21 protein-coding genes are annotated in these 20151 nt (G+C 62.4%); 11 read left to right on the top strand and 10 right to left on the bottom strand.

What is annotated here, in order from left to right; all coding sequences use genetic code 11:
* Positions 1–281: 281 nt before the first annotated feature.
* Positions 282–1814, bottom strand: coding sequence for a YifB family Mg chelatase-like AAA ATPase (locus AC1DX0_RS13960; protein WP_477218961.1), 1533 nt, complete (start codon positions 1812–1814; stop codon positions 282–284).
* Positions 1815–2182: 368 nt separating this feature from the next.
* Here AC1DX0_RS13960 and AC1DX0_RS13965 point away from each other — a divergent pair, with 368 nt between their 5' ends.
* Positions 2183–2374: a hypothetical protein gene (locus AC1DX0_RS13965; protein WP_477218960.1), complete on the top strand. Its 192-nt coding sequence runs from the start codon at positions 2183–2185 to the stop codon at positions 2372–2374.
* 430 nt (positions 2375–2804) lie between these two features.
* On the opposite strand, the gene AC1DX0_RS13970 is transcribed toward AC1DX0_RS13965, so the two are convergent.
* Entirely contained in the window at positions 2805–2999 is a 195-nt protein-coding gene (locus AC1DX0_RS13970) for a DNA-binding protein (RefSeq protein ID WP_477218959.1), read from the bottom strand.
* Positions 3000–3004: 5 nt separating this feature from the next.
* Here AC1DX0_RS13970 and AC1DX0_RS13975 point away from each other — a divergent pair, with 5 nt between their 5' ends.
* Positions 3005–3871, top strand: coding sequence for a DUF3800 domain-containing protein (locus AC1DX0_RS13975; RefSeq protein ID WP_477218958.1), 867 nt, complete (start codon positions 3005–3007; stop codon positions 3869–3871).
* Between the two features lie 279 nt (positions 3872–4150).
* Here AC1DX0_RS13975 and AC1DX0_RS13980 read toward each other — a convergent pair whose 3' ends face one another.
* From AC1DX0_RS13980 to AC1DX0_RS13995, 4 genes are all read right to left on the bottom strand, one after another.
* Entirely contained in the window at positions 4151–5098 is a 948-nt protein-coding gene (locus AC1DX0_RS13980; RefSeq protein WP_477218957.1) for an IS1595 family transposase, read from the bottom strand.
* Between the two features lie 456 nt (positions 5099–5554).
* Entirely contained in the window at positions 5555–6496 is a 942-nt protein-coding gene (gene gshB, locus AC1DX0_RS13985) for a glutathione synthase (protein ID WP_477355746.1), read from the bottom strand.
* A gap of 71 nt (positions 6497–6567) precedes the next feature.
* A complete protein-coding gene (locus AC1DX0_RS13990; RefSeq protein ID WP_477218955.1) occupies positions 6568–6942 on the bottom strand; it encodes a GtrA family protein in 375 nt (124 codons plus the stop codon).
* A 4-nt stretch (positions 6943–6946) separates the two neighbouring features.
* Positions 6947–7957 (bottom strand): glycosyltransferase, encoded by a 1011-nt coding sequence (locus AC1DX0_RS13995; RefSeq protein ID WP_477218954.1) that lies wholly within the window; start codon positions 7955–7957, stop codon positions 6947–6949.
* Positions 7958–8122: 165 nt separating this feature from the next.
* Between AC1DX0_RS13995 and AC1DX0_RS14000 the strand changes: the two genes are divergently transcribed.
* The 8 genes from AC1DX0_RS14000 (at position 8123) to AC1DX0_RS14035 (ending at position 17477) form a co-directional block, all read left to right on the top strand.
* Complete coding sequence (locus AC1DX0_RS14000; protein WP_477218953.1) at positions 8123–9919, top strand: GtrA family protein; 1797 nt, start codon at positions 8123–8125, stop codon at positions 9917–9919.
* Between the two features lie 152 nt (positions 9920–10071).
* The gene (locus AC1DX0_RS14005; RefSeq protein ID WP_477218952.1) at positions 10072–11421 is read left to right on the top strand and encodes a putative bifunctional diguanylate cyclase/phosphodiesterase; all 1350 of its coding nucleotides are present in this window, start codon (positions 10072–10074) and stop codon (positions 11419–11421) included.
* A 164-nt stretch (positions 11422–11585) separates the two neighbouring features.
* Positions 11586–12353, top strand: coding sequence for an SDR family NAD(P)-dependent oxidoreductase (locus AC1DX0_RS14010; RefSeq protein WP_477218951.1), 768 nt, complete (start codon positions 11586–11588; stop codon positions 12351–12353).
* Positions 12350–13309: a 2-dehydro-3-deoxygalactonokinase gene (locus AC1DX0_RS14015; RefSeq protein ID WP_477218950.1), complete on the top strand. Its 960-nt coding sequence runs from the start codon at positions 12350–12352 to the stop codon at positions 13307–13309. The genes AC1DX0_RS14010 and AC1DX0_RS14015 overlap by 4 nt, the downstream gene beginning before the upstream one ends.
* Entirely contained in the window at positions 13306–13944 is a 639-nt protein-coding gene (locus AC1DX0_RS14020; RefSeq protein WP_477218949.1) for a 2-dehydro-3-deoxy-6-phosphogalactonate aldolase, read from the top strand. Before AC1DX0_RS14015 ends, AC1DX0_RS14020 begins: the two co-directional genes overlap by 4 nt.
* On the top strand, positions 13944–14816 hold the full coding sequence (locus AC1DX0_RS14025; RefSeq protein ID WP_477218948.1) for an SMP-30/gluconolactonase/LRE family protein: 873 nt from the start codon (positions 13944–13946) through the stop codon (positions 14814–14816). Before AC1DX0_RS14020 ends, AC1DX0_RS14025 begins: the two co-directional genes overlap by 1 nt.
* A gap of 147 nt (positions 14817–14963) precedes the next feature.
* Positions 14964–16037: a D-alanine--D-alanine ligase family protein gene (locus AC1DX0_RS14030; protein ID WP_477218947.1), complete on the top strand. Its 1074-nt coding sequence runs from the start codon at positions 14964–14966 to the stop codon at positions 16035–16037.
* A gap of 171 nt (positions 16038–16208) precedes the next feature.
* Positions 16209–17477, top strand: coding sequence for a low temperature requirement protein A (locus tag AC1DX0_RS14035; protein WP_477218946.1), 1269 nt, complete (start codon positions 16209–16211; stop codon positions 17475–17477).
* A gap of 24 nt (positions 17478–17501) precedes the next feature.
* Here the strand turns inward: AC1DX0_RS14035 and AC1DX0_RS14040 are convergent, their stop codons facing one another.
* The 4 genes from AC1DX0_RS14040 to AC1DX0_RS14055 form a co-directional block, all read right to left on the bottom strand.
* Positions 17502–17918 (bottom strand): GFA family protein, encoded by a 417-nt coding sequence (locus tag AC1DX0_RS14040; RefSeq protein ID WP_477218945.1) that lies wholly within the window; start codon positions 17916–17918, stop codon positions 17502–17504.
* A 16-nt stretch (positions 17919–17934) separates the two neighbouring features.
* Positions 17935–18402, bottom strand: a complete 468-nt coding sequence (locus AC1DX0_RS14045; RefSeq protein WP_027032227.1) for an SRPBCC family protein — start codon at positions 18400–18402, stop codon at positions 17935–17937.
* Positions 18399–18719, bottom strand: coding sequence for an ArsR/SmtB family transcription factor (locus tag AC1DX0_RS14050; protein ID WP_027062292.1), 321 nt, complete (start codon positions 18717–18719; stop codon positions 18399–18401). The genes AC1DX0_RS14045 and AC1DX0_RS14050 overlap by 4 nt, the downstream gene beginning before the upstream one ends.
* 102 nt (positions 18720–18821) lie before the next feature.
* A complete protein-coding gene (locus AC1DX0_RS14055; RefSeq protein WP_477218944.1) occupies positions 18822–19358 on the bottom strand; it encodes an autotransporter in 537 nt (178 codons plus the stop codon).
* A 78-nt stretch (positions 19359–19436) separates the two neighbouring features.
* On the opposite strand from AC1DX0_RS14055, the gene AC1DX0_RS14060 reads away from it, so the two are divergent.
* Positions 19437–20151, top strand: a 715-nt coding sequence (locus tag AC1DX0_RS14060; protein ID WP_477355749.1) for a GntR family transcriptional regulator, incomplete at its 3' end; no start/stop codon positions are given.

Below are 20151 nucleotides of genomic sequence, written 5' to 3' on the forward strand. Positions count from 1 at the left end.
GTTCCAATCTAGGCAGCGCCGCGCGAGAGCACGTGAACAACTATCGTGCCGAAAGCATATCTCGGATTTGAGCTTCTGTCGCAACTATTTCCAAGCGTGAAATATCATTGTCTGCAAACCGCACAAATCATCGATCATTTGTGGATCTACTCACGTGAGCAACATTGTCAAAATTCACGAAAACGCGCTCATCGTTCCAAAGAGTAACTTCAATCCACAAGTCAAACCTCCTATTTTCTTTATGACATCTTGGTTTCCAAGGCAACCACTGGAGGCGAGTTTCAGGCCGCCTGTGCCACCCGCTCCGAGCTCATGCGGTAGGAAATCGCCTCGGCGAGATGGATGCGGCCGACCGTCTCGCTGGCGTCGAGATCGGCGAGCGTTCTCGCGACCTTCAGCACGCGGTGGTAAGCGCGGGCCGAGAAGGCGAGCTTTTCACTGGCGTCCTTGAGCAGCGACAGGCCAGCGGCGTCGGGCATGGCGATGTCTTCGATGACCGCCGGTGCGCAATGCGCATTGGTGGTGGCGCTGGTCACGCCGAGCCGCTCGAAGCGCTCGCGCTGGATGGTGCGGGCGCGGGCGACGCGCAGCGCGACCGCAGCACTTTTCTCCGCCCGGTCGGGCCGGATCAGGTCGCTGGCTGACACCGCCGGCACTTCGATCCGCAGGTCAATGCGGTCGAGCAGCGGGCCGGAAATGCGCGCCTGGTAGTCGGTGCGGCAACGATCGCCGCGCAGGCAGCGATAGCCCGGTTCGCCGGCCATGCCGCAGCGGCACGGGTTCATCGCCGCCACCAGCTGGATGCGTGCCGGATAGGTGACGCGATGGTTGGCGCGCGCGATCATGCAGTCGCCGGTCTCCAGCGGCTGGCGCAGCGCATCGAGCGTCTGCGGCGTGAATTCGGGGAACTCGTCGAGGAACAGCACGCCATGATGGGCCATCGACACTTCGCCCGGCCGCGCACGCAACCCGCCGCCGACCATCGCCGCCATCGAGGCCGAATGGTGCGGGGCGCGGAACGGCCGCCGGTCGGTCAGCTTGCCCTCGCCGAGTTCGCCCGCCACCGAGGCGATCATCGAGACTTCGAGCAATTCCTTCGGCGCCAGCGGCGGCAGGATCGATGGCAGCCGCTGCGCCAGCATCGATTTTCCCGAGCCTGGCGGGCCGACCATCAGCAGATTGTGGCCGCCGGCCGCCGCCACTTCCAGCGCCCGCTTGGCGGTTTCCTGGCCCTTGATGTCGGCAAGGTCGGGCAGGTCGCGTGCCGAGGCATGGATGCCGGCCTCCGGGCGCGACAGCACCTGCGTGCCGCGAAAATGGTTGGCGATGGCAATCAGGCTGCGCGGCGCCAATATGTCGAAGTCCTTGCCGGCCCAGGCCGCTTCCGGCCCGCAGGCGAAGGGACAGATCAGCCCCTTGCCCTCGGCATTGGCGCCGATCGCCGCCGGCAAGGCGCCGGCGACGGCGGCAATCGTGCCGTCGAGCGAGAGTTCGCCAAGCACGACATAGCCGGCCAGCATGTCGCCCGGAATGGCGCCAAGGGCGGCCATCAGGCCAAGCGCGATCGGCAGATCGTAGTGGCTGCCTTCCTTGGGCAGATCGGCCGGCGCCAGATTGACCGTCACCTTCTTCGACGGCATCGACAGGCCCGACGCATGCAGCGCTGCCTGCACGCGTTCGCGGCTTTCGGCCACCGCCTTGTCGGCCAGGCCGACGATGTGCATGTTGACCTTGCCGGGCGCGATCATCACCTGCACGTCGACCGGCACGGCCTCGATGCCCTGGAAAGCAACCGTGCGAACCCTCGCCACCATTTTTTGCCCCCAGGCCGCAACCCACGCGATTGGCCAAGAATGGCCCTCGCAGGAGACAATCACAATTCTTCGGTCAAAGGCGATTATGTCGTTGACAAACCCGGCTCATAAAGTGGCCGGCGCAGAGATGTGCCTGAGAAATCCCCTGCGCCGGCCACTCTGCGGCACTTGGGGGCGCCGCGCGCCAAAATTAGCGAACGATAATAGGATGGCAATTCGCCTTCTGCCCTTGGTAAAAACCGTACAGTGGAATCCCGTTGAACCCTTGATCAAACGGATTATGAATCGCTATCGTCGCTGACTGGCAGTTGTGGGCGTCGGCGCTTGAGAGTTCGCAAAACTCCCGCCCATCCTCGGGAGCTACGATCATGGACCAGGACCATGGAAACCGACACATTTCGGCCTTCGATTTCGACATTGTGCGCAACGCCTTCAGGAAGTCGGTAATCGAGCTAAACATGGCTGAAGAGCATTGGGCGAAACATGCCCGGCTGCTCTTGAAAGATTTCACCGACTGCGAGCCCGACGAAACAATTATCAACCATATCATCGGGCGCTAGGCGCTACCCTGCCGTAGGGGAATTAGCCCCTGTGGAAACCGGGTACCGCGACTTGTTGGAGTCGTCGGATACCTACGAATCACCTAATGTTTGATTTGGTCTAACTCCAGACCGACACAGGACCCGCCCTGAACCCGGCGGGGCGCGATCCTGCGTTTCGGTTAACCGGGGACCATCCCGGCGGAGGACACGAACATGGTTACATGTTCTTGGCCGAAGGCCGTACACGTCACATTCTACGTGCGTGTACGTTTTGGACGACTTGAGTTCGTCCGAGAGCATTGTCGCGGACTTCCGATCCGTTAGACAATGTAGCTTGCCAGACCCTCAGACCCCGCTTCATGCGGGGTCTTTTTTTGACCAGCGAATCTTGGCCGTATTCGGCGGTTTTTGCAATCGTTTCGTCACCGTTTCGGTGCTTATCGGCCAGTTATTTTCCGCTGGCTTTCTTCGCGTCCTTCGGCGGCGGCGCCTTCACCACCTTCTTCAATACACGGTCAAAGTTCTCCTCTGACTCGTCAGTTCCCAACTCGCGGGCCTTCTCTACAAACTTCTGGTATTGCCTGTCCTTCGCCAAAGCGGATTCCTTGTCCACTTGACTCTTTTCTTTGTCGGTCGTTTTCATATCGAATGGCCTCTGAGGGGAGTTTACCGGACCCGTACTTCATTGCTTATTTTGATGAAGCTGGCGACCCTGGTATCAAAACTGTTGCACCGATAGATCCGAATGGCGCGAGTGAGTGGTTCACGGTCGGTTGCGCAGTCGTACGCGCTACCTATGAACCTGAGTTGGTGCCACTCATACAGACAATCAAGAAATCGGTCTTTTCGACACAAAGTCCCGACTTGCATTTTCGCAATCTGGTCGAACACAAAAAGCTACCCGTCTGCCAAGCCCTAGCCGCCGAAAATATGCGGTTCTTCGTGGTTGCCTCAAACAAGAAGAATATGCGGGGTTACCGCAATCCCCAAGCCGAAGCAGTCACTTTCCACATGCATAACTACTTCTACAATTATTGCATCCGCATCCTGCTGGAGCGCGTGAGCCAATGGTGCGCGCGGCGCTCGATCAGTGAGACGGGGAAACCGAAACACGTAAAGCTGGTGTTTTCGAAGCGTGGTGGGCATTCGTACCGACACGTTGAAACGTACATACACCTACTGGCAAAACAATCCGAGAATGGACGAATTTACCAGACAGCCAATGTCCCTGACTTTCGGGTCGTCGACCATCGCTTGATTGAGGTCATTGAGCACAACAAAAACGCGGGTTGCCAGATTGCAGACGTGGTTGCCAGCGCCTTTTATCAAGCGGCAAACGCCGGAACCAAGAAGTGGAATACTGAGTACGCGGAAGCTCTCAAGGATCGCGTGGCATCCCGTGGGGATGGCCTGTATGCGGGATACGGTGTCACGCTGCTGCCGTGGAAGAACTGGACGCTGAAACTCACCGACGCGCAGAAGAAAGTCTTCCGGTTCTACGGCTATGAGATATGAAAGCGGCGGGTCCCGGCCTCGTTGCCATCGGGGGCTTTTAGGCCACCATCCAAAGTGGGCGACCGTCCGTCCGACTGCGGCATCTACGATGCCGCCCGAGGGGGTTCCGGCGTACCCCGCCAACAAAGATACTAATCTGATCGTCGGGAAAAATCAAACCGAATCAAAAGGTTACTGACAATTCGGCGTAACCCATTGATCGCGATTCACTTTTTCCTTCGCTTCTCATATCGCCAAAGCGGTAATTTTAACTGGACTGGCTTGCGGTAGTGATCCTGCTTAGACTTCAATAGGTCTCCGATAGGTCAGACGCTTACCGGCTGCGCCCTTCAAGGCGATGAGCGAACGAACGTTGTCTTCAATGCCCATGGCCGAGCGGTTCGAATAGCGGAAATCAAACTCTGCCAGATAGCGGTGCAGATGGTGTTCGGCGCAATGCTGATACACGCCCTTCATGCCGCGCTTGAAGACGCTGTAAAAGCCTTCCACGGTGTTGGTGTGGACCTTGCCGCGAACGTATTCGCCAGCGCCATGCTCGACCGTGCCATGGGCGGCGAACTCTGCACCGACGCGCTGATACTGGCGGGCTTCGTCCGTCATCAGGATCGTTTCGCGGTCAATGTTCGCGTTCACGATGGGGACGATCTGCGAAACAGATGCAGAGGTGATGTGGAACGAACGGGCGCGGCCACCACGCTCGACAAGCGTCAAGACGGTGTTCTTGTGGGCAGCAGAAGCCTTCTGCTTCGGAACGCCCTTCAAACGGCCAATGTAGGTTTCGTCCACTTCAACGAACTTGCCGGCGCCACCCATGGGAGTGAAGTCATTAGAGCGCATGGCCTCACGAATGCGGTGCGCCAGAAACCAAGCCGCCTTGTAGCCGATTTCCAAGGTGCGGTGCAGCTGGTGAGCGCTGATACCTTTCTTGGACGAACACATGAGGTGGATGGCCTGTAGCCAGATGGTCAGCGGCAAATGGCTTTCTTCCAAGACCGTGCCCATGCGGACGGTGAACTGGCCTTTGCAATCGCGGCACTTGTACAGGCCATGACGCTCGATACCGTTCGGATTTTTCTTCGAAGCCTTAGTACGGACGCCTACCAGCTTGTAAGGCTTTTCCATCGAACCACAGTGATGGCAGACCGGGCCATAAGGCCACAACATACCCTCGACATGCTCGAAAGCAGCGGCTTCGTCGCGGAAGTGAGGGCGGGAAAGGACGGACATGGCGAAAGTTCCTAAGTTGTTGGAATCTTTCTACCTCTCCGGCTTTGGTTTGTCAACGATATAATCGCCCGGTCAAATCAAGAACATTACGGGAACAGGCAATCGCAAGGGTTGCAGCCAGATTGAGCCCGGTTGCAAAAGCGGAACATGGTTAATACGAAATGAAAACGGATAATTTCGCCGTGAGCGGTCTCATTTTGATCCACCCAGGGAGTGGATATGAGCAGCCATAAAAATGACTGCCAGAATAACAAGTATCGAAGCGAGTCCGTATAGGCGTCGGTCTTCATCGTCGAGCGGGCGAAAAAATCTACCTTTCATGCTGCTCAATCCAAAAAAATTGACCAGGGACGCCGCAACTCCAAAACAAATGGAAAGTATTAAAAATAGATTATTATATAGGATGCTTGCCACGTGTCTCCTCCCGGGGATCGTGCATGCGGCAGGTGTCGGAGGCTACTTCCGCTTGCCCTCGACCGCGTCCCAGAACAGGCTGGCAATGTCGGCGCCGCCGAAACGCTGCACCTCGCGCACGCCGGTCGGCGAGGTCACGTTGATCTCGGTCATGTAGTCGCCGATGACGTCGATGCCGACCAGGATGAAGCCGCGTTCTTTCAGCGACGGGCCGATGCGGGCGCAGATCTCGCGCTCGCGTTCGGTCAGTTCGGTTTTCTCGGCGCGGCCGCCGACATGCATATTGGAACGGGAATCGTGCTCGGCCGGCACGCGGTTGATGGCGCCGACCGGCTCGCCGTCGATCAGGATGATGCGCTTGTCGCCCTTGCGCACGTCCTTGAGGTAGCGCTGCACGATATAGGGCTCGCGGGACAGCTGGCCGAACATTTCCAAGAGCGAGGCGAGGTTGCGGTCACCCTCGAGCAGGTGGAAGACGCCGGCGCCGCCATTGCCATAGAGTGGCTTGACGATGATGTCGCCGAACTCCTTGCGGAAGGCGGCGACCTCAAGCGGATCCTTGGTGATCAGCGTGTCCGGCATCAGGTCGGAAAATTCGGTGACGAAAATCTTTTCCGGGCTGTTGCGCACCCAGGCCGGGTCGTTGACGACCAGTGTCTTCGGGTGGATGCGCTCGAGGATGTGCGTGGTGGTGATATAATTCATGTCGAAGGGCGGATCCTGGCGCAGCAGGATGACGTCCATCTCTGACAGGTCGGTGCGCACCTTCTCGCCCAGCGAGTAATGGTTGCCCTTCTCGTCGCGCACCTGCATCTCCTCGATGCGGGCGAACACCTTGCCGTCGCGCAGCGACAGCCGGTCGGGCGTGTAGTGGAACAATTGATGGCCGCGCCGCTGCGCTTCCAGCGACAGCGCGAACGACGTGTCGCCGGCGATCGACACGGTGGAGATATGGTCCATCTGGACGGCGATTTTCAGCTTCATGGCGGGTCCCCAACGCAGTCGACGAGAGCGATATAAGGGTCGCCGCGCCTTCTGCCAATCGGGCCAGAGCTTTAACGGTCGAAGACCAGCCGCGAGTAACCAAGGAAGGACAGTGTCATCGCGACCAGCGAAGCGACGGCAAGGGCCGCCAACGGCGGGGTCGCCGGCACCGCGAACAGCATGGCCGAATAGACGAGATAATTGACGATGCTGGTGGCGATGCCGACGCCGCCATAGCGGGCGCCTTCCTGTGCCATCCCCCTGTTTGACGGCGAGAACGTCAGATGCCGGTTGAGCTGCCAGGTGACGCAAAGCGCGAAGCCGATCGACAGCATGCGGGCGACGAACGGTCCGAGCGGCGTGACGGCGAGCAGCAGCCAGAGTGCCGCCGCGTCAGCGACGAAGCCGATGCCGCCGGCGAAGACAAAGCGGACGAGGCGGCTCACTGCCTCAGGCTGCCCGGGGTGTCTTGCCCGGCGCGGCCTTTGCCGCGGCGGGTGCGATCGCGCTGGCGCGCCGCTCGACCCGACCCGAAGGCATGGACAGGTAGAAAATACGCTTCTGCTCGGCGCGACCGCGTGAGACGGAATCAAGGATCAGTCCGGTCACCGCCGCCAGCATGGACAAGAGCAGAAGGCCGACCGACAGCACCCAGGTCGGCATGCGCGGGACAAGGCCGGTTTCGGCGAACTCGACCAGAACCGGCGCCATCAGGAACAGGCTCGAGGCCAGGAAGAACAGCGAAAAGGCGCCGAAAAAGCGCAGCGGTTGCGTCTCCTTCATCAGCATTGCGAACATCCAGAGGATTTTTGCACCATCGCGGAAGGTCGACAGTTTCGACGACGAGCCCTCCGGCCGGCGGCCATAGTCGAGGGCGATTTCGCTGACCGGAAGTTTGAGCTGCGAGGCATGCACCGACATTTCGGTCTCGATCTCGAAGCCGCCGGAGACGGCCGGAAAGCTCTTGACGAAGCGCCTGGTGAAGACGCGGTAGCCGGAGAAGATGTCGGTGAAATCGTTGCCGAACAGCCATTTGTAGAGGCTGTTGAAGACGCGGTTGCCGAAAGCATGGCCGGCCCTTCCGGCATCGTCGGTGACGCCGCGCCTGATGCCCACCACCATGTCGGAGCGTTCGGTCAAAAGCGTGTTGATCAGCTGCGGCGCGTCCTCGGGCGCATAGGTGCCGTCGCCATCGGCCATCAGATAGATGTCGGCGTCGATGTCGGCGAACATGCGCCGCACCACATTGCCTTTGCCCTGGCGTGGCTCGCGCACCACGATGGCGCCGGCCGCACGGGCACGCAGGGCGGTCAGATCCTTCGAATTGTTGTCGTAGACATAGATGGTGGCAGCCGGCAGCGTCTCGCGGAACCGCCGCACCACCTCGGCGATGGTCAGCTCCTCATTGTAGCAAGGCAGCAGCACGGCGATGACAGGCTCTTGGCGGACGTCTTGCGGCATTTTCGTCTCCGAATGCCTTGTCGACCACACGGCCGCGCGCCGGAAACCGGCCTTCTCAAGGCGGTTTTACTATTTATTGAAGCCGTTAAGGCTAGGTTTAAGGCCGACTTCATGAGTGTCGATTGGCCTGGAAAGGCCCGGCATTCCCGCCAAGGGCGCCCGGGGATGAGCACAGCAAGGGACGGAACTTCCACGGGGAGGTCCGATATCGCGTTCGCGCTGCTTGCCGCCTTGCTGCTGCTGGCCCTCAATGCCCATGCCGGGTTCCCGCAACTGGCCAATCCGGCGGGCGACAATGATAGCCTGCTGCAGCTGGTCGAAGTCCGCGACCTCATGGGCGGCCAGGGCTGGTTCGACCTGCATCAGTACCGGATGGGGCTGGAAGGCGGCTTCGTCATGCACTGGTCGCGGCTGCTCGACGCGCCGCTGGCGCTGAGCATTCTTGCCGTATCCGCCGTGACGGGCAGCACCGCTCTCGCCGAACAGATCGTGCAGATACTCTGGCCCGCCCTGCAATTCTGGCTCGCTGTCTTCTTCATCATCCGTGCCGCGCGCGCTTTCGCCGGCCCGCACGCGGTGCTGCCCGCTGCCGTCGTCGGTGGCGCGGCCCTGTATTACATCGGCATTTTCTCGCCGGGTGCGCTCGATCACCACAATGTCCAGCTGATGCTGACGCTGGCGAGCCTCGCTCTGCTGCTCGAGGCGCCCACGCGCCGGCCGGCCGCCTTTGTCGCCGGCATCTGCGCCACGCTGACCCTGGCCATCGGCATGGAAAGCGCTCCCTATGCCGGAACCCTCGGCGCCGCCGTCGCGCTGCTGTTTCTCGTCAAGGGCGACGGCGAAAGGCTGATCGCCAGAGATTTCGGCCTCGGCGTCGCCGGCGTTTCGGCTGTCGTCTTCGTCACCACAGTCCCGGTGTCATCCTGGGGTCAGGCTCAGTGCGACACATTCTCGGTCGTGCAGTTCGCCGTCACCGGGCTTGCCGGCGTTGGACTGGCTGTCATCGCCTCCTTGAGGGTCGCCAACGCCACGGCTGCCCGGCGCCTGATGGCGCTTGGCTTGCTTGCCGTCGCTCTCGCTCTCGTCGTGGTGCTGCTGTTCCCGCAATGCCTGGCGGCGCCTTACGCTCATCTCGACCCCCGCCTGCAGCAGATGTGGCTCGGCTATATCGAAGAGGCGCAGTCGATCGCCCAGCTCGTCGCCGATGACCCGGCAAGGGCGGTGGCGCGCTTTGCCACGCCGCTGGTGGCGATCGTCCTGATGGCGCTTCGTTTCAGCCGTGGTGGCTGGCGGCGGCAGGACAGCCTGGTCGGCGCATTGCTGGTGGTGGCGGTCCTGGTCAGCGCCTGGGAAGTGCGCGGCTCGACCTTCTCCATCGCCTTTGCGGTGATCCCGCTTTCGGCCTGGATCGCCAAATGGCGGCAGCGGGCCGAGACCAGCCCGTCCAGCGGCTCGGTGCTCCGGATGGCCGCGGCCTGGCTGATCTCGGTGAACTCAATCTGGTCGGGCGCCGCCGAGGCCGCATCGAGCGCTTTCGAGGCCGGCGCACCTGTCCAGGACTCCAGCATCGATGCGCCTTGCAACAGCAAGGCATCGTTCGCCGCACTTGGCGCGATGGCCCCCACCACGGTCCTTGCCATCTCCAATCTCGGCTCGCCGATCCTCGCCTTCACCGGCCATCGCGTCTTCGCCGGGCCCTACCACCGTAACGTCGCCGGCAACCTGCTGGTGTTCGACGCCTTGCTGGGCTCTGCCAGCGACGCCAAAGCCATCGTCGAAAGCCACCATGTCGGCCTTGTCGCACTCTGCCGCGGCAACACGGAAAGCCGGCTGTTCGCGGCCAAGGCGCCGGACGGTTTCCTGGCCGGGCTGATGCGCGGCAGCGTGCCGGACTGGCTGGAGCCGGTGGCGCAGACCCGTGGCGCTCCGCTTGAGCTCTATCGCGTCCGGCCAAACGGCTGAAGATCGGTCTGAAAACAAGGGGTTGACCCCAGTTGCATCGACCTTCCCCAAGGCAATGCATTTTACCCGCGAATAATCGATTTGGGGATACGTTTCCTAAAGGGTTTGCTGACAGTCTGGAAAGAAATCCGACGTCGCAAACAGGGACACCGATGCAAACTTCGTTTGGCACCGGTCAGGCAAACAGGGAAAGCACGGATCTGGCATTCACCGATCCGTTGACCGGGCTTGGCAACCATCGCCGCTTCTTCGACAAGGTCGATCGCCTGATCAGCGATCGTGCCGACGATCCCGCACCCTTCACGGTAGGGATTCTCGACCTCGACGGCTTCAAGCCGATCAACGATCTGTTCGGCCACAAGGCCGGTGACGACATACTGATCCAGGTCGCGATGCGGCTGCGCGCCTCGATGGACGGCCATTCGACGGTCTGCCGCATCGGCGCCGACGAATTCGCCTTCCTCTATCCGCTGGTGTTTTCCGAGGAGGCGGCTGCGGAAAAATCCCGCATGCTGATCGAGATCCTGTCGGCGCCTTACGATGTCGGCGAACGCACCGCCAGGCTCTCGGCCTCGGTCGGCTGCTCGCTGTTTTATTCCGGCGACGAGACCACCGAAATCCTCGTCAACAAGGCCGAGACGGCGCTCTACCACGCCAAGCGTTCCGGCCGTGGCCGCGTCGTCGTCTACACGCGCGAGATGGAAGAAGCTGCCAAGCGCGTCACCCGCATCGAGCAGGCGCTGCGCCGCGCCGTTTCGGCCGGCGAGGTCGAGCCACACTTCCAGCCGATCGTCGACCTCAACACGCGCCGCACCATCGGCTTCGAGACGCTGGCGCGCTGGACCGATCGCGATCTCGGTGCGGTGCCGCCGACGGTCTTCATTCCCATCGCCGAGGAACGCGGCATTATCGGCCCGCTGTCGCAGCTGGTGCTGCGCAAGGCGACCGAGGCGGCCAGGAGCTGGCCGAAGGACTTGTTCCTGTCGTTCAACCTGTCGCCCTCGCAGCTCGTCGACCAGAACACCGGCCTGCACATATTGGCGATCCTCGACCGCACCGGCTTCGATCCGCGCCGGCTGGAGATCGAGATCACCGAGACCGGCCTGATGAACGACCCGGCCTCGGCCGCTCAGATCGTCGACGATCTGCGCCGCGTTGGCATCCGCGTCTCGCTCGACGATTTCGGCACCGGCCAGTCCTCGCTCGGCCGCTTGCGCGAATTCCATTTCGACAAGCTCAAGATCGACCGCGCCTTCGTCTCCTCCATTCTCGATGATCGCCCGTCCGAGCACATCATCCGCGCCATTCTCGCCATGTGCGAGGGGCTCGGCATGGATGTGGTCGCCGAAGGCATCGAAGAGGAAGCGCAGGCCGATCGCCTCGTCCAGTTCGGCTGCGCCGGCGGGCAGGGTTATCTCTTTGGCAAGCCGGTCGATGCCGACGCCACGCTCGGCTATCTCCGCGATTCCTTCCGTGGCGCCTTGCGCGCCAAGGCGATCTGACCGGCGATTTTCGACGTAATCAGCATTCCGCCGATTCCGCCGCGCGCTTCCAGTGCGGCGCATTGTCGTTTTGTCTGACATAAGCCGCAAATCCAGCTTTTCGCCCTTGCCCGCGCGACTTGCGTGGCTAGGATGCGCGCCGGTTAAGCGCGGAGAGAATAGACATGATGCCATCGGCGGATTTTGCCGACCTCAAGGGAGCCTCGGTACTGATCACCGGCGGCGGCTCCGGGATCGGCGCGGCGCTGACCGAGGGTTTTGTCCGCCAGGGCGCCAATGTCGCCTTTATTGACATCGCCGATGGCCCGAGCACGTTGCTTGCCGACCGCATCGAGAGAGACTTCAAGCGGCGGCCGCTCTACCTCAAGACCGACCTGCGCGATATCGATGCTTTGCGCGTCTCGGCGGCCAAAGCGGCAGAAGTGCATGGCGATGTCACCGTGCTGATCAACAATGCCGCCTGGGACGAGCGCCACGCCGTCGAGGACGTGACGGTGGAGTTCTGGGACAACAACCAGGCGATCAACCTGCGGCCACATTTCTTCACCGCGCAGGCGGTGGCGCCGGGCATGAAGCGGGCCGGCGGCGGCTCGATCATCAATTTCACCTCGACATCCTACCTGATCAATCACCCCGACATGCCGGCCTATACCGCCGCCAAGGCGGGCATCCTCGGCTTGACCAAGGGGCTGGCCGGCAAGCTTGGGCCCGACCGCATCCGCGTCAACGCCGTCGCGCCCGGCTGGGTGATCACCGAACGGCAGCAGGAACGTTGGGTGACGGAAGGGGCGCTTGAAGCCCATGTGGCCAAGCAGTGCATCAAGGATGTGATGCGCCCGGACGACATGGTCGGCACGGTACTGTTCCTGGCCTCGGATGCCTCGCGCATGCTGACGGCGCAAATGCTTGTTGTCGACGGAGGCTTCCTGTGAGCCAAGGGTTTGCCAGCAACACTCCGGCGGTAGCGGCACTCGATTGGGGCACGACCCGGCTCCGGGCATGGCTGATCGACGGCAGCGGCAAGGTGATTGCCGAGCGTCGCGGCGATGACGGCCTGATCACCGCGCGTGAAAAAGGATTTTCGAACGTGCTGGAAGGCCATCTGGCCGCCATGGGCGCGCCGGAAACGCTACCCGTCATCATCTGCGGCATGGCTGGCTCCCGCCAGGGCTGGATCGAGGCGCCCTATGTGACCGTGCCTGCGCCGATCGGCGCTATTCTCGGCGGTGCCGCCCGGGTGGCTGATCAGAAACGCGACATCCGCATCGTGCCGGGCCTCGCCCAGCGTCTGGCCGACGCGCCGGATGTCATGCGTGGTGAGGAAACACAGCTTGCCGGTGCTGGTTTGCCGGCAAAGGGGCGGCATCTTGCCTGCATGCCGGGCACGCATTCGAAATGGGTCGTGGTCGAGGACGGCGCGGTGGCCGGCTTCGGCACATGGCCGACCGGCGAACTGTTTTCGGTGCTATCAGCGCATTCGATCCTCAAGCATTCGCTGGGCGAGCATCCGGCTCCGGTGGCCGCGGACAGTCCGTTCTTCCGGCAATGGTGCGAACGGTCGCTTGGCGAGGGCGGCGACGTCACGTCAAAACTGTTTGCCATCCGTGCCGCCGGGCTCCTGCAGGACCTGAAGTCTGAGGATGCGGCGGCCTGCCTGTCCGGGCTTTTGATCGGCGGCGAGATCGCCTCGGCGAAGCGCCGCTATGGCGCCGGCGATGCGCCGGTCGTGCTGATCGCCTCGGGTGCGCTCGCAGTACTCTACCAGGCCGCACTCGACCTTGCGGGGCTTGCCTTCCGCACCGTCGACGCGGATGAAGCGGTGCGCGCGGGCCTTGTCGAGGCCGCGCGCGAGAACGGCATGATCCCCAGAACCGGAGCCTTGGCATGACCGAGACCGCTGCCTTTCCGAAACTCAAGCGCGGGCTGGTCGCCATCCTGCGCGGCCTGAAAGCCACTGAAGCGATTGCCATGGGGCAGGCGCTGTTCGATGCCGGCATCGAGGCGATCGAAGTGCCGCTCAACTCGCCCCAGCCCTTCTCGTCCATCGCCAGGATTGTCCAAGTGCTGCCGAAGTCGGCCCTGGTCGGCGCCGGCACGGTGCTGACGGCAGCCGATGTCGACGGTCTGCACCAGGCCGGCGGGCGGCTCCTGGTCAGCCCCAACATCGATGCCGAGGTGATGGCGCGCGCCATGCATTACGGCATGGTGACCATGCCCGGCGTGTTCACACCGACCGAGGCGTTCCAGGCGATCCGGTTAGGCGCTTCGGCGCTAAAATTCTTCCCGGCGAGCGCGCTGGGTGCATCAGGCATTTCGGCGATCCGGGCGGTGCTGCCGGCGCAGACTTTGGTCGGTGCCGTGGGCGGTGTTTCCGAGAAGGACTTTGCCGGCTACAAGGCGGTCGGGGTCACGGTCTTCGGCCTCGGCTCCAGCCTGTTCAAGCCCGGCATGAGTGTCGATGAGGTGGCCGCGCGGGCGCACGCTGCCGTGGCAGCCTGGGATGCGGTGTTCGGAGACGCATGATGAGCGAGGTTTCGGTTTTTTCCGATCACATCTGCCAACTCGGCGAGGGGCCGAGCTACGATCCCGCCACCGATGCGCTGTTCTGGTTCGACATCGTCAACGGCAAGCTTCTGGAAAAGCCACTCACGGGCGCCCTGAAGATCCATGAGCTTGGCCAGATGGCGAGCGCCATCGCCATCATCGACGACCAGCGCCAGCTGATCGCCACCGAGACCGGGCTTTTTGTTCGCGACGTCGCGACCGGCAAGATGACGCTGCACACGCCGATCGAGGCCGATAATCCGCTCACCCGCTCCAACGATTCGCGTGTCCACCCCTGCGGTGCCTTTTGGGTCGGCACCATGGCCAAGGACGAGAGCAAGGGCGCCGGCTCGATCTACTGGTTTTTCAAGGGCGAGCTGCGCACGCTCTACACCGGTATCACCGTGTCGAACTCGATCTGTTTTTCGCAGGACGGGACGATCGCCTATTACACCGACACCGCGACCGGCCTTTTGATGCGTACCGCCTGCGATCCGGCCACCGGCCTGCCGGTTGGCGAGCCAAAGGTGTTCGTCGACCATCGTTCTTCGAAGGGCTACGTCGACGGCTCCGTCGTCGACCGCGACGGCGTGCTGTGGAATGCCGTCTGGGGCGGCAAGGCGGTGAAGGCCTATTCGCCCGAAGGCAGATTGCTGCGCGAAATTCCCATGCCGGTGACGCAGGCGTCCTGCCCTGCCTTTGTCGGCGCCAAGGCCGATCGGCTGGCGGTGACCTCGGCCTGGAAGGGCAAGGACGAGAAACAGCGTCAGCTCGATCCGCAAGCGGGCATGACCTTCCTTATCGAAATTCCGGTCAATGGCCGGTTCGAACCGCGCGTGCTGATCGCCTAACAGAGATCGCCTGAACAGACTGGGGCGATAGTCGCGGCCCATATCCAGAGCGCTGCTGTCACCCAAGCGTCCGGCTCGGGTCGATTTCGCGAAAGCCGTCTGCTGCGGCCGTGCGATGGTAGGCGATCGCACTGCCGGGAATCGTTCATGTCGAACCACAAGCCAAAGCTGATCCTTGTCTACGAGCCGGAAAAGGCTTGCTTCGACCGCTTGATATCAGACGGCTACGCGCCACAGCGCGCCACCGAAATCTCGTCCTATCTGGCGCAGTCGACGGATATCGCCCTCGAATTCGGTGCCCTTGCCGCCGCCTGCGAGGCGCGCGGTCTCGCCTTTGCGCCGGTGGCGCTCGACGATGCCACCGAGGCGCTCGAGGGTGCGGATGCGCAGAACACGCTGGTCTGGACGCTGTCCGACGGCATCGCCTATTTCCGTGGCGGCGCGGCACCCGCGCTGGCCCGGCTCAACGGATTGAGGACGATCGGCGCCGATGATTCGCTGTTCGCACTCTGCCAGGACAAATTCCGCTCCGGCGCCGTGCTTGGCGCGCTCGGCCTGCCGGTGCCGCAGGCCGGCCTTGCCCGGGATGGCAAATGGCTGGTCGAGCCGCCGGCCTCCGCCGCTGGCTGGTTCGTCAAGCCCAACCGGCTTGGCGCCAAGATCGGCATCTGGCCGGATTCGCGCAGCAGCGACCTCGGCCACGCACTGGAGCTTAGCCGGCGGGTGTTCGCCGCCTATCGCGACGACGTCGTCGTGCAGCCCTATGTCGCCGGCCGCAATGTGCGCGCCAGCTTCCTCGGACTGACGCCGCAAGTTGGTGTCGAAGCGCTCGGCGTCGCCTTTGTCGATTCCGGCGCCGATTTCCAGACCATGGCGGACAGTATGGCGCTCTACGGCGAAACCGGCGAGGCCGCCAAGGCGGCAGGACACTATGTCGAACCGGAGCTCGTCGCGGTTGCCGATGTCCAGCCGATCGCGGACGCCAGGATCAGGGCGATCGCCAGCCAGCTGATCAGCGGGCTCGGCCTGCGCGACGTGTTCTCGGTCGACCTGCGCGTTGAGGCCGATGACACGGTCCACCTGATCGAGTTCGAGGTCTGCCCCGGCCTGCCCTGCTTCGATTTCCGCGCCTATTGCCGGTCACAATGGGACCTGGAGCTTGCCGACGCCATGGCTGAGACCGCCGCCAGTCGGCTTACCGGCCAGCGCCGCAGCGTCTAGGCGCGGCCTATACCGCACCCATTTCACTTGGCAGCTTGCGGTCCTGGTTGCGCGCCTTGACGCTGTCTTTCCTGCCTCTAGTGTCGGCTGACGACCATGGGGCAGTTTCCGGTAAAAGTGTGAAGCCGTTCGGATTGCGTCAGATAAACAGGCTCCAACGAAGACCGCGCGATGAACACCACGCCTGTCGGTTCCGAAACCCTGCACCATCACATCAGGCGCATGGTCGGGCGCGATCCGCATGAGGGGCATCGTGTCGCCACCCCGCTCGAACTTCTGTTCGACCTGACCTTCGTGACGGCATTCAGCTTTGCCTCCTCGCAGCTTGCCCACGCACTGGCCGAAGGCCACACCACGGCCGCCTTGCTCGGCTTCGCTTTCGCCAGCTTCGCCATCTGCTGGGCCTGGATCAATTTCTCCTGGTTCTCCTCGGCCTATGACACGGACGACTGGGTTTTCCGCCTCGTCACCATGGTGCAGATGATCGGCGTGCTGGTGCTGGCGATCGGCCTGCCGCGCATGTTCGCCTCCATCGAGCATGGCGAGCATCTCGACAATTCGGTGATGGTGTTCGGCTATGTGATCATGCGGGTGGCGATGATCTTCCAGTGGCTGCGCGCCGCGAGACAAGACCCCGCCCGGCGCCGCGCCTGCCTGACCTATGCCACGGCCATCGCCATCGCCCAGATCGGCTGGGTGGTGCAGATCGTCGTCGATTTCCCGGTCTCCACCAGCATCATACTGGCCGTCATCCTTGGCCTCATCGAACTGGCGGGGCCAGTGGTTGCCGAACGCAGCGATGGCGGCACGCCCTGGCATGCGCACCACATGGCCGAGCGCTACAGCCTGTTCGCCATCATCGCTTTGGGCGAGGGCGTCGTCGGTACGCTCGCGAGCCTGTCGGCGGTGGTCGAGGAGCAAGGCTGGACCGTGGATGCGGCTCTGGTCTGCATCGCCGGCACCGGGCTCACATTCGGCATGTGGTGGGTCTATTATATCTTGCCATCGGCACCGATATTGCATGCCCACCGCAACCGCGCCTTCGTCTGGGGCTATGGCCAGATGCTGATCGTCGCGGCAATTGTTGCGACCGGCGCCGGCCTGCATGTCGCGGCCTATTTCATCGAGCACAAGGCGCATATCGGCCCGCTTGCGACGCTGCTTGCCACGGCAATTCCCGTCAGTGTCTTCCTGGCGGCGATCTATGCGCTCTACACCTATCTCGTCCGGCGGTTCGACCCGTTCCACATCTGGCTGCTGGTCGCGACCGCGGCGGTCGTGGCGGTTGCCATCCTTGCCGCGTCCGCCGGCGTCGACATGGCGGTTTGCCTCGTCATCCTCATGCTGGCGCCGGCCGTCACCGTCGTCGGCTACGAAGCGCGCGGACACCGGCATCAGACCGAAGCGCTCGCCAGCGACGAGCACTCGGCACGGCATTAGCCAACCGCGGGTTTGCTAGTGAATTTATCCCCGAGGCATTCGCTCGAATGTCTGCAGCGAGGGATCGGTCCTATCCCAGCCATGGCCGCGGATCGTGTAGGTGACCACCCGCGGCTCGAAAACGCTGGGGTCGTCGAGGCTGGTGGCGTGGACCGTTATCAGCTCTGGCATGGCGACGAATGTCAGAAAGACCGGCGTTCCGCATGTCGGGCAGAAGGCGTGGATTTTTTCGTTGCCGCTGTCGCCGGCCACCCGCCAGGTGCTTGCCTCGCCGGTGATTGCCATATCGGCGCGCCGGCCAAAGGTCAGGTAGGATCCGTGGCCGGTGCCGGCGCGCTTCTGGCAATCCAGGCATTGGCAATGGTTCTGGAAGATCGGCTCGCTGCTCGTCTCATAGCGAATGGCTCCACATGCGCAGCCGCCTGTATAGCGTTTGGTCATTGTTGGTCCTCCTGGATCAGGCCGATTTCGGCTTGGCGAAAACGTCGATGCCACTGCCGGTTTCCAGCAGGGATTTCAGGCTGGACAGCACAACCGGCCAGCCCTGGCTGATGCCTTTCGCCATGCCGGAGCCGGCTTCGAGTTCGTCATGGGTGACGGTCAGCCGGACCATGGCGTCGTATTCCTCGATGCCGAAGGTCACCCGGCTGTAGCTTGCAGGATCGGCGGCCTGCGAGGGGCTCGCCCAGGTCATCACGAGACGGGTCGGCGGCGAGACCTCAACGACCTTGCCGACGATCTGGACGGTGCGCTCATCATTGGCGCGGATATGTTCCCACTTCGATCCCGGCTTCCAGTCGGAGACGTTCTCGTGGCCCCAATAGCGCCGTGCGATATCGGGCCTGGTTATGGCCTCGAACACTTTCTCTGGAGTCGAGCGGATGTAGGTCACGTAGACAAAACTGGTCGTCTCTCTGGTGGTCATTGGTCGTCTCCTTCTAGTTCTTGTTTCAGGTCGTGCAGCAGGCTGAGCCGCTGCCGTTCGAATTTTCGCACCCAGCGCTCGTAGACTTCGTGCAGCGGCACCGGGTTGATGAAGTGCAGCTTTTCGCGGCCACGCTTGACCGTGCTCACCAGATTGGCCGCCTCCAGCAGGTCGATGTGCTGGGTGGCGGATTGCCTTGCCATGTCGAGATGTTCGCAAAGCTCGCCAAGCGTCTGCCCGTTCTTCTCGCAGAGAAGGTCGAGCAGCCTTCTGCGTGTCGGGTCGCCCAGCGCTTTGAAAACCTTGTCGGCGTCCATCAGCCTCACTCTGTTGTGAGGTCACAATATGCAGGTAAATACCTGCATGTCAATCACCGATCGTCCAGCCCCGCAAGGGTATTCGGACTCGGATATCGATTGCTAAATGGGCCGCGCGCCAGCCATGTACCGGATGTTGTCGAACGGCTCCGGCCGATTGTCGGCCAGGCTCCACAGTTGGCGATCGGTGCCTGGCAGATCCCCGAGATAGACATGCAGGGCTCCGGAGCGGGCACTGCCGGTATTGGCGACCGAGTGGATGGTGTTGGAAGACATGCGCACCAGCGCCGGCGCCGCAAAATCCTGCCGCTCCGGCTCGTCGACCTGATCGCCGGCCAGCTTGTAGGTGAAATTGGTCTCGCCGCCCCAGTAGATGCCGATCAAGGCGTCCATCCGATGATTGTGCGGCGGATACTGCACCCCGGGCGAAAGTGTGATGTGGTAGATCGTCAGCCCAGGGCTGGCATGCAGCAGCAGCTCGTCCTCATCCTCCTCATGGACAAGTCCGCCGAGCGCATGGAAGCGATTGATGTAGTCGCTCAAGACGGCCTTGACCTCATCGAAGGGATGAGAGCCTGCAGCCGCGTTGACGATATCCTTGATCGCGGGATAGAGAGGGGAGTCGGCGGATAGAGGCATGCCACAGCTCCTTACTGAGATGCTCAGTTAGCATAGCTAAGATGGCCACTGTCAAGGCCGGTGCAAAGCGAGAGAAGCATGACGCCGCCAAAGGCCACGCCATCGAAATCGGCCGCGTCCCCCGGCGGGACCACGGCGCTGTCGTCAGCGGATGTGCTGCGCAGCGAACAGGCCTACGAACAGCTGAAGAGCGATATCGTCGCTTGCGTCCTGTTGCCCGGTGAAGCGTTGACCGAAAAGCAGATCGAGGCGCGCTACGGCATCAAGAAGGCGACGATCCGTTCGGCTCTGGCCCGTCTCATGCAGGAAGGCCTAGTCCGGAGCGAGCCGCGCCGCGGCTATGTCATTACGACGCTGACCTTGCGCGACGTCAACGAGATCTTCGATGTCCGCAGCCTGATCGAGCCGGAAGTGTTCCGGGTTGCCACCACCGATATCACCGAGCGCGGACTGGACGAGATCAGGTTCGTAGCCAGAAAGGTGCTGAAGCCCGAGACGCTGCGCAGTCCGGTTGCCTTCTTCGCCGCCGATCGTGCCTTTCGCCTGGCGATTGTCGAGCTTTCCGGTAATTTGCGGCTGGCACGGCTTCTCAGCCAGATCCTCGACCAGTCGGAACGGGCGCTCCATCTCGGCTTCAAGTCGCGCGATTTCATGCCGCTGATCATCGAGCAGCAGAAGCAATTGCTGCAGGCCTGCGAAAAGAGCGACGTCCCCGGCATCGTCAAACTTGCCCGATCGCAGTGCCTGACGCTGAAGCACCAGCTGAGCGGCGCGTTGCTTGGCGGCGCCAAGC

The organism is Mesorhizobium sp. P3_A9, from assembly GCF_056402975.1.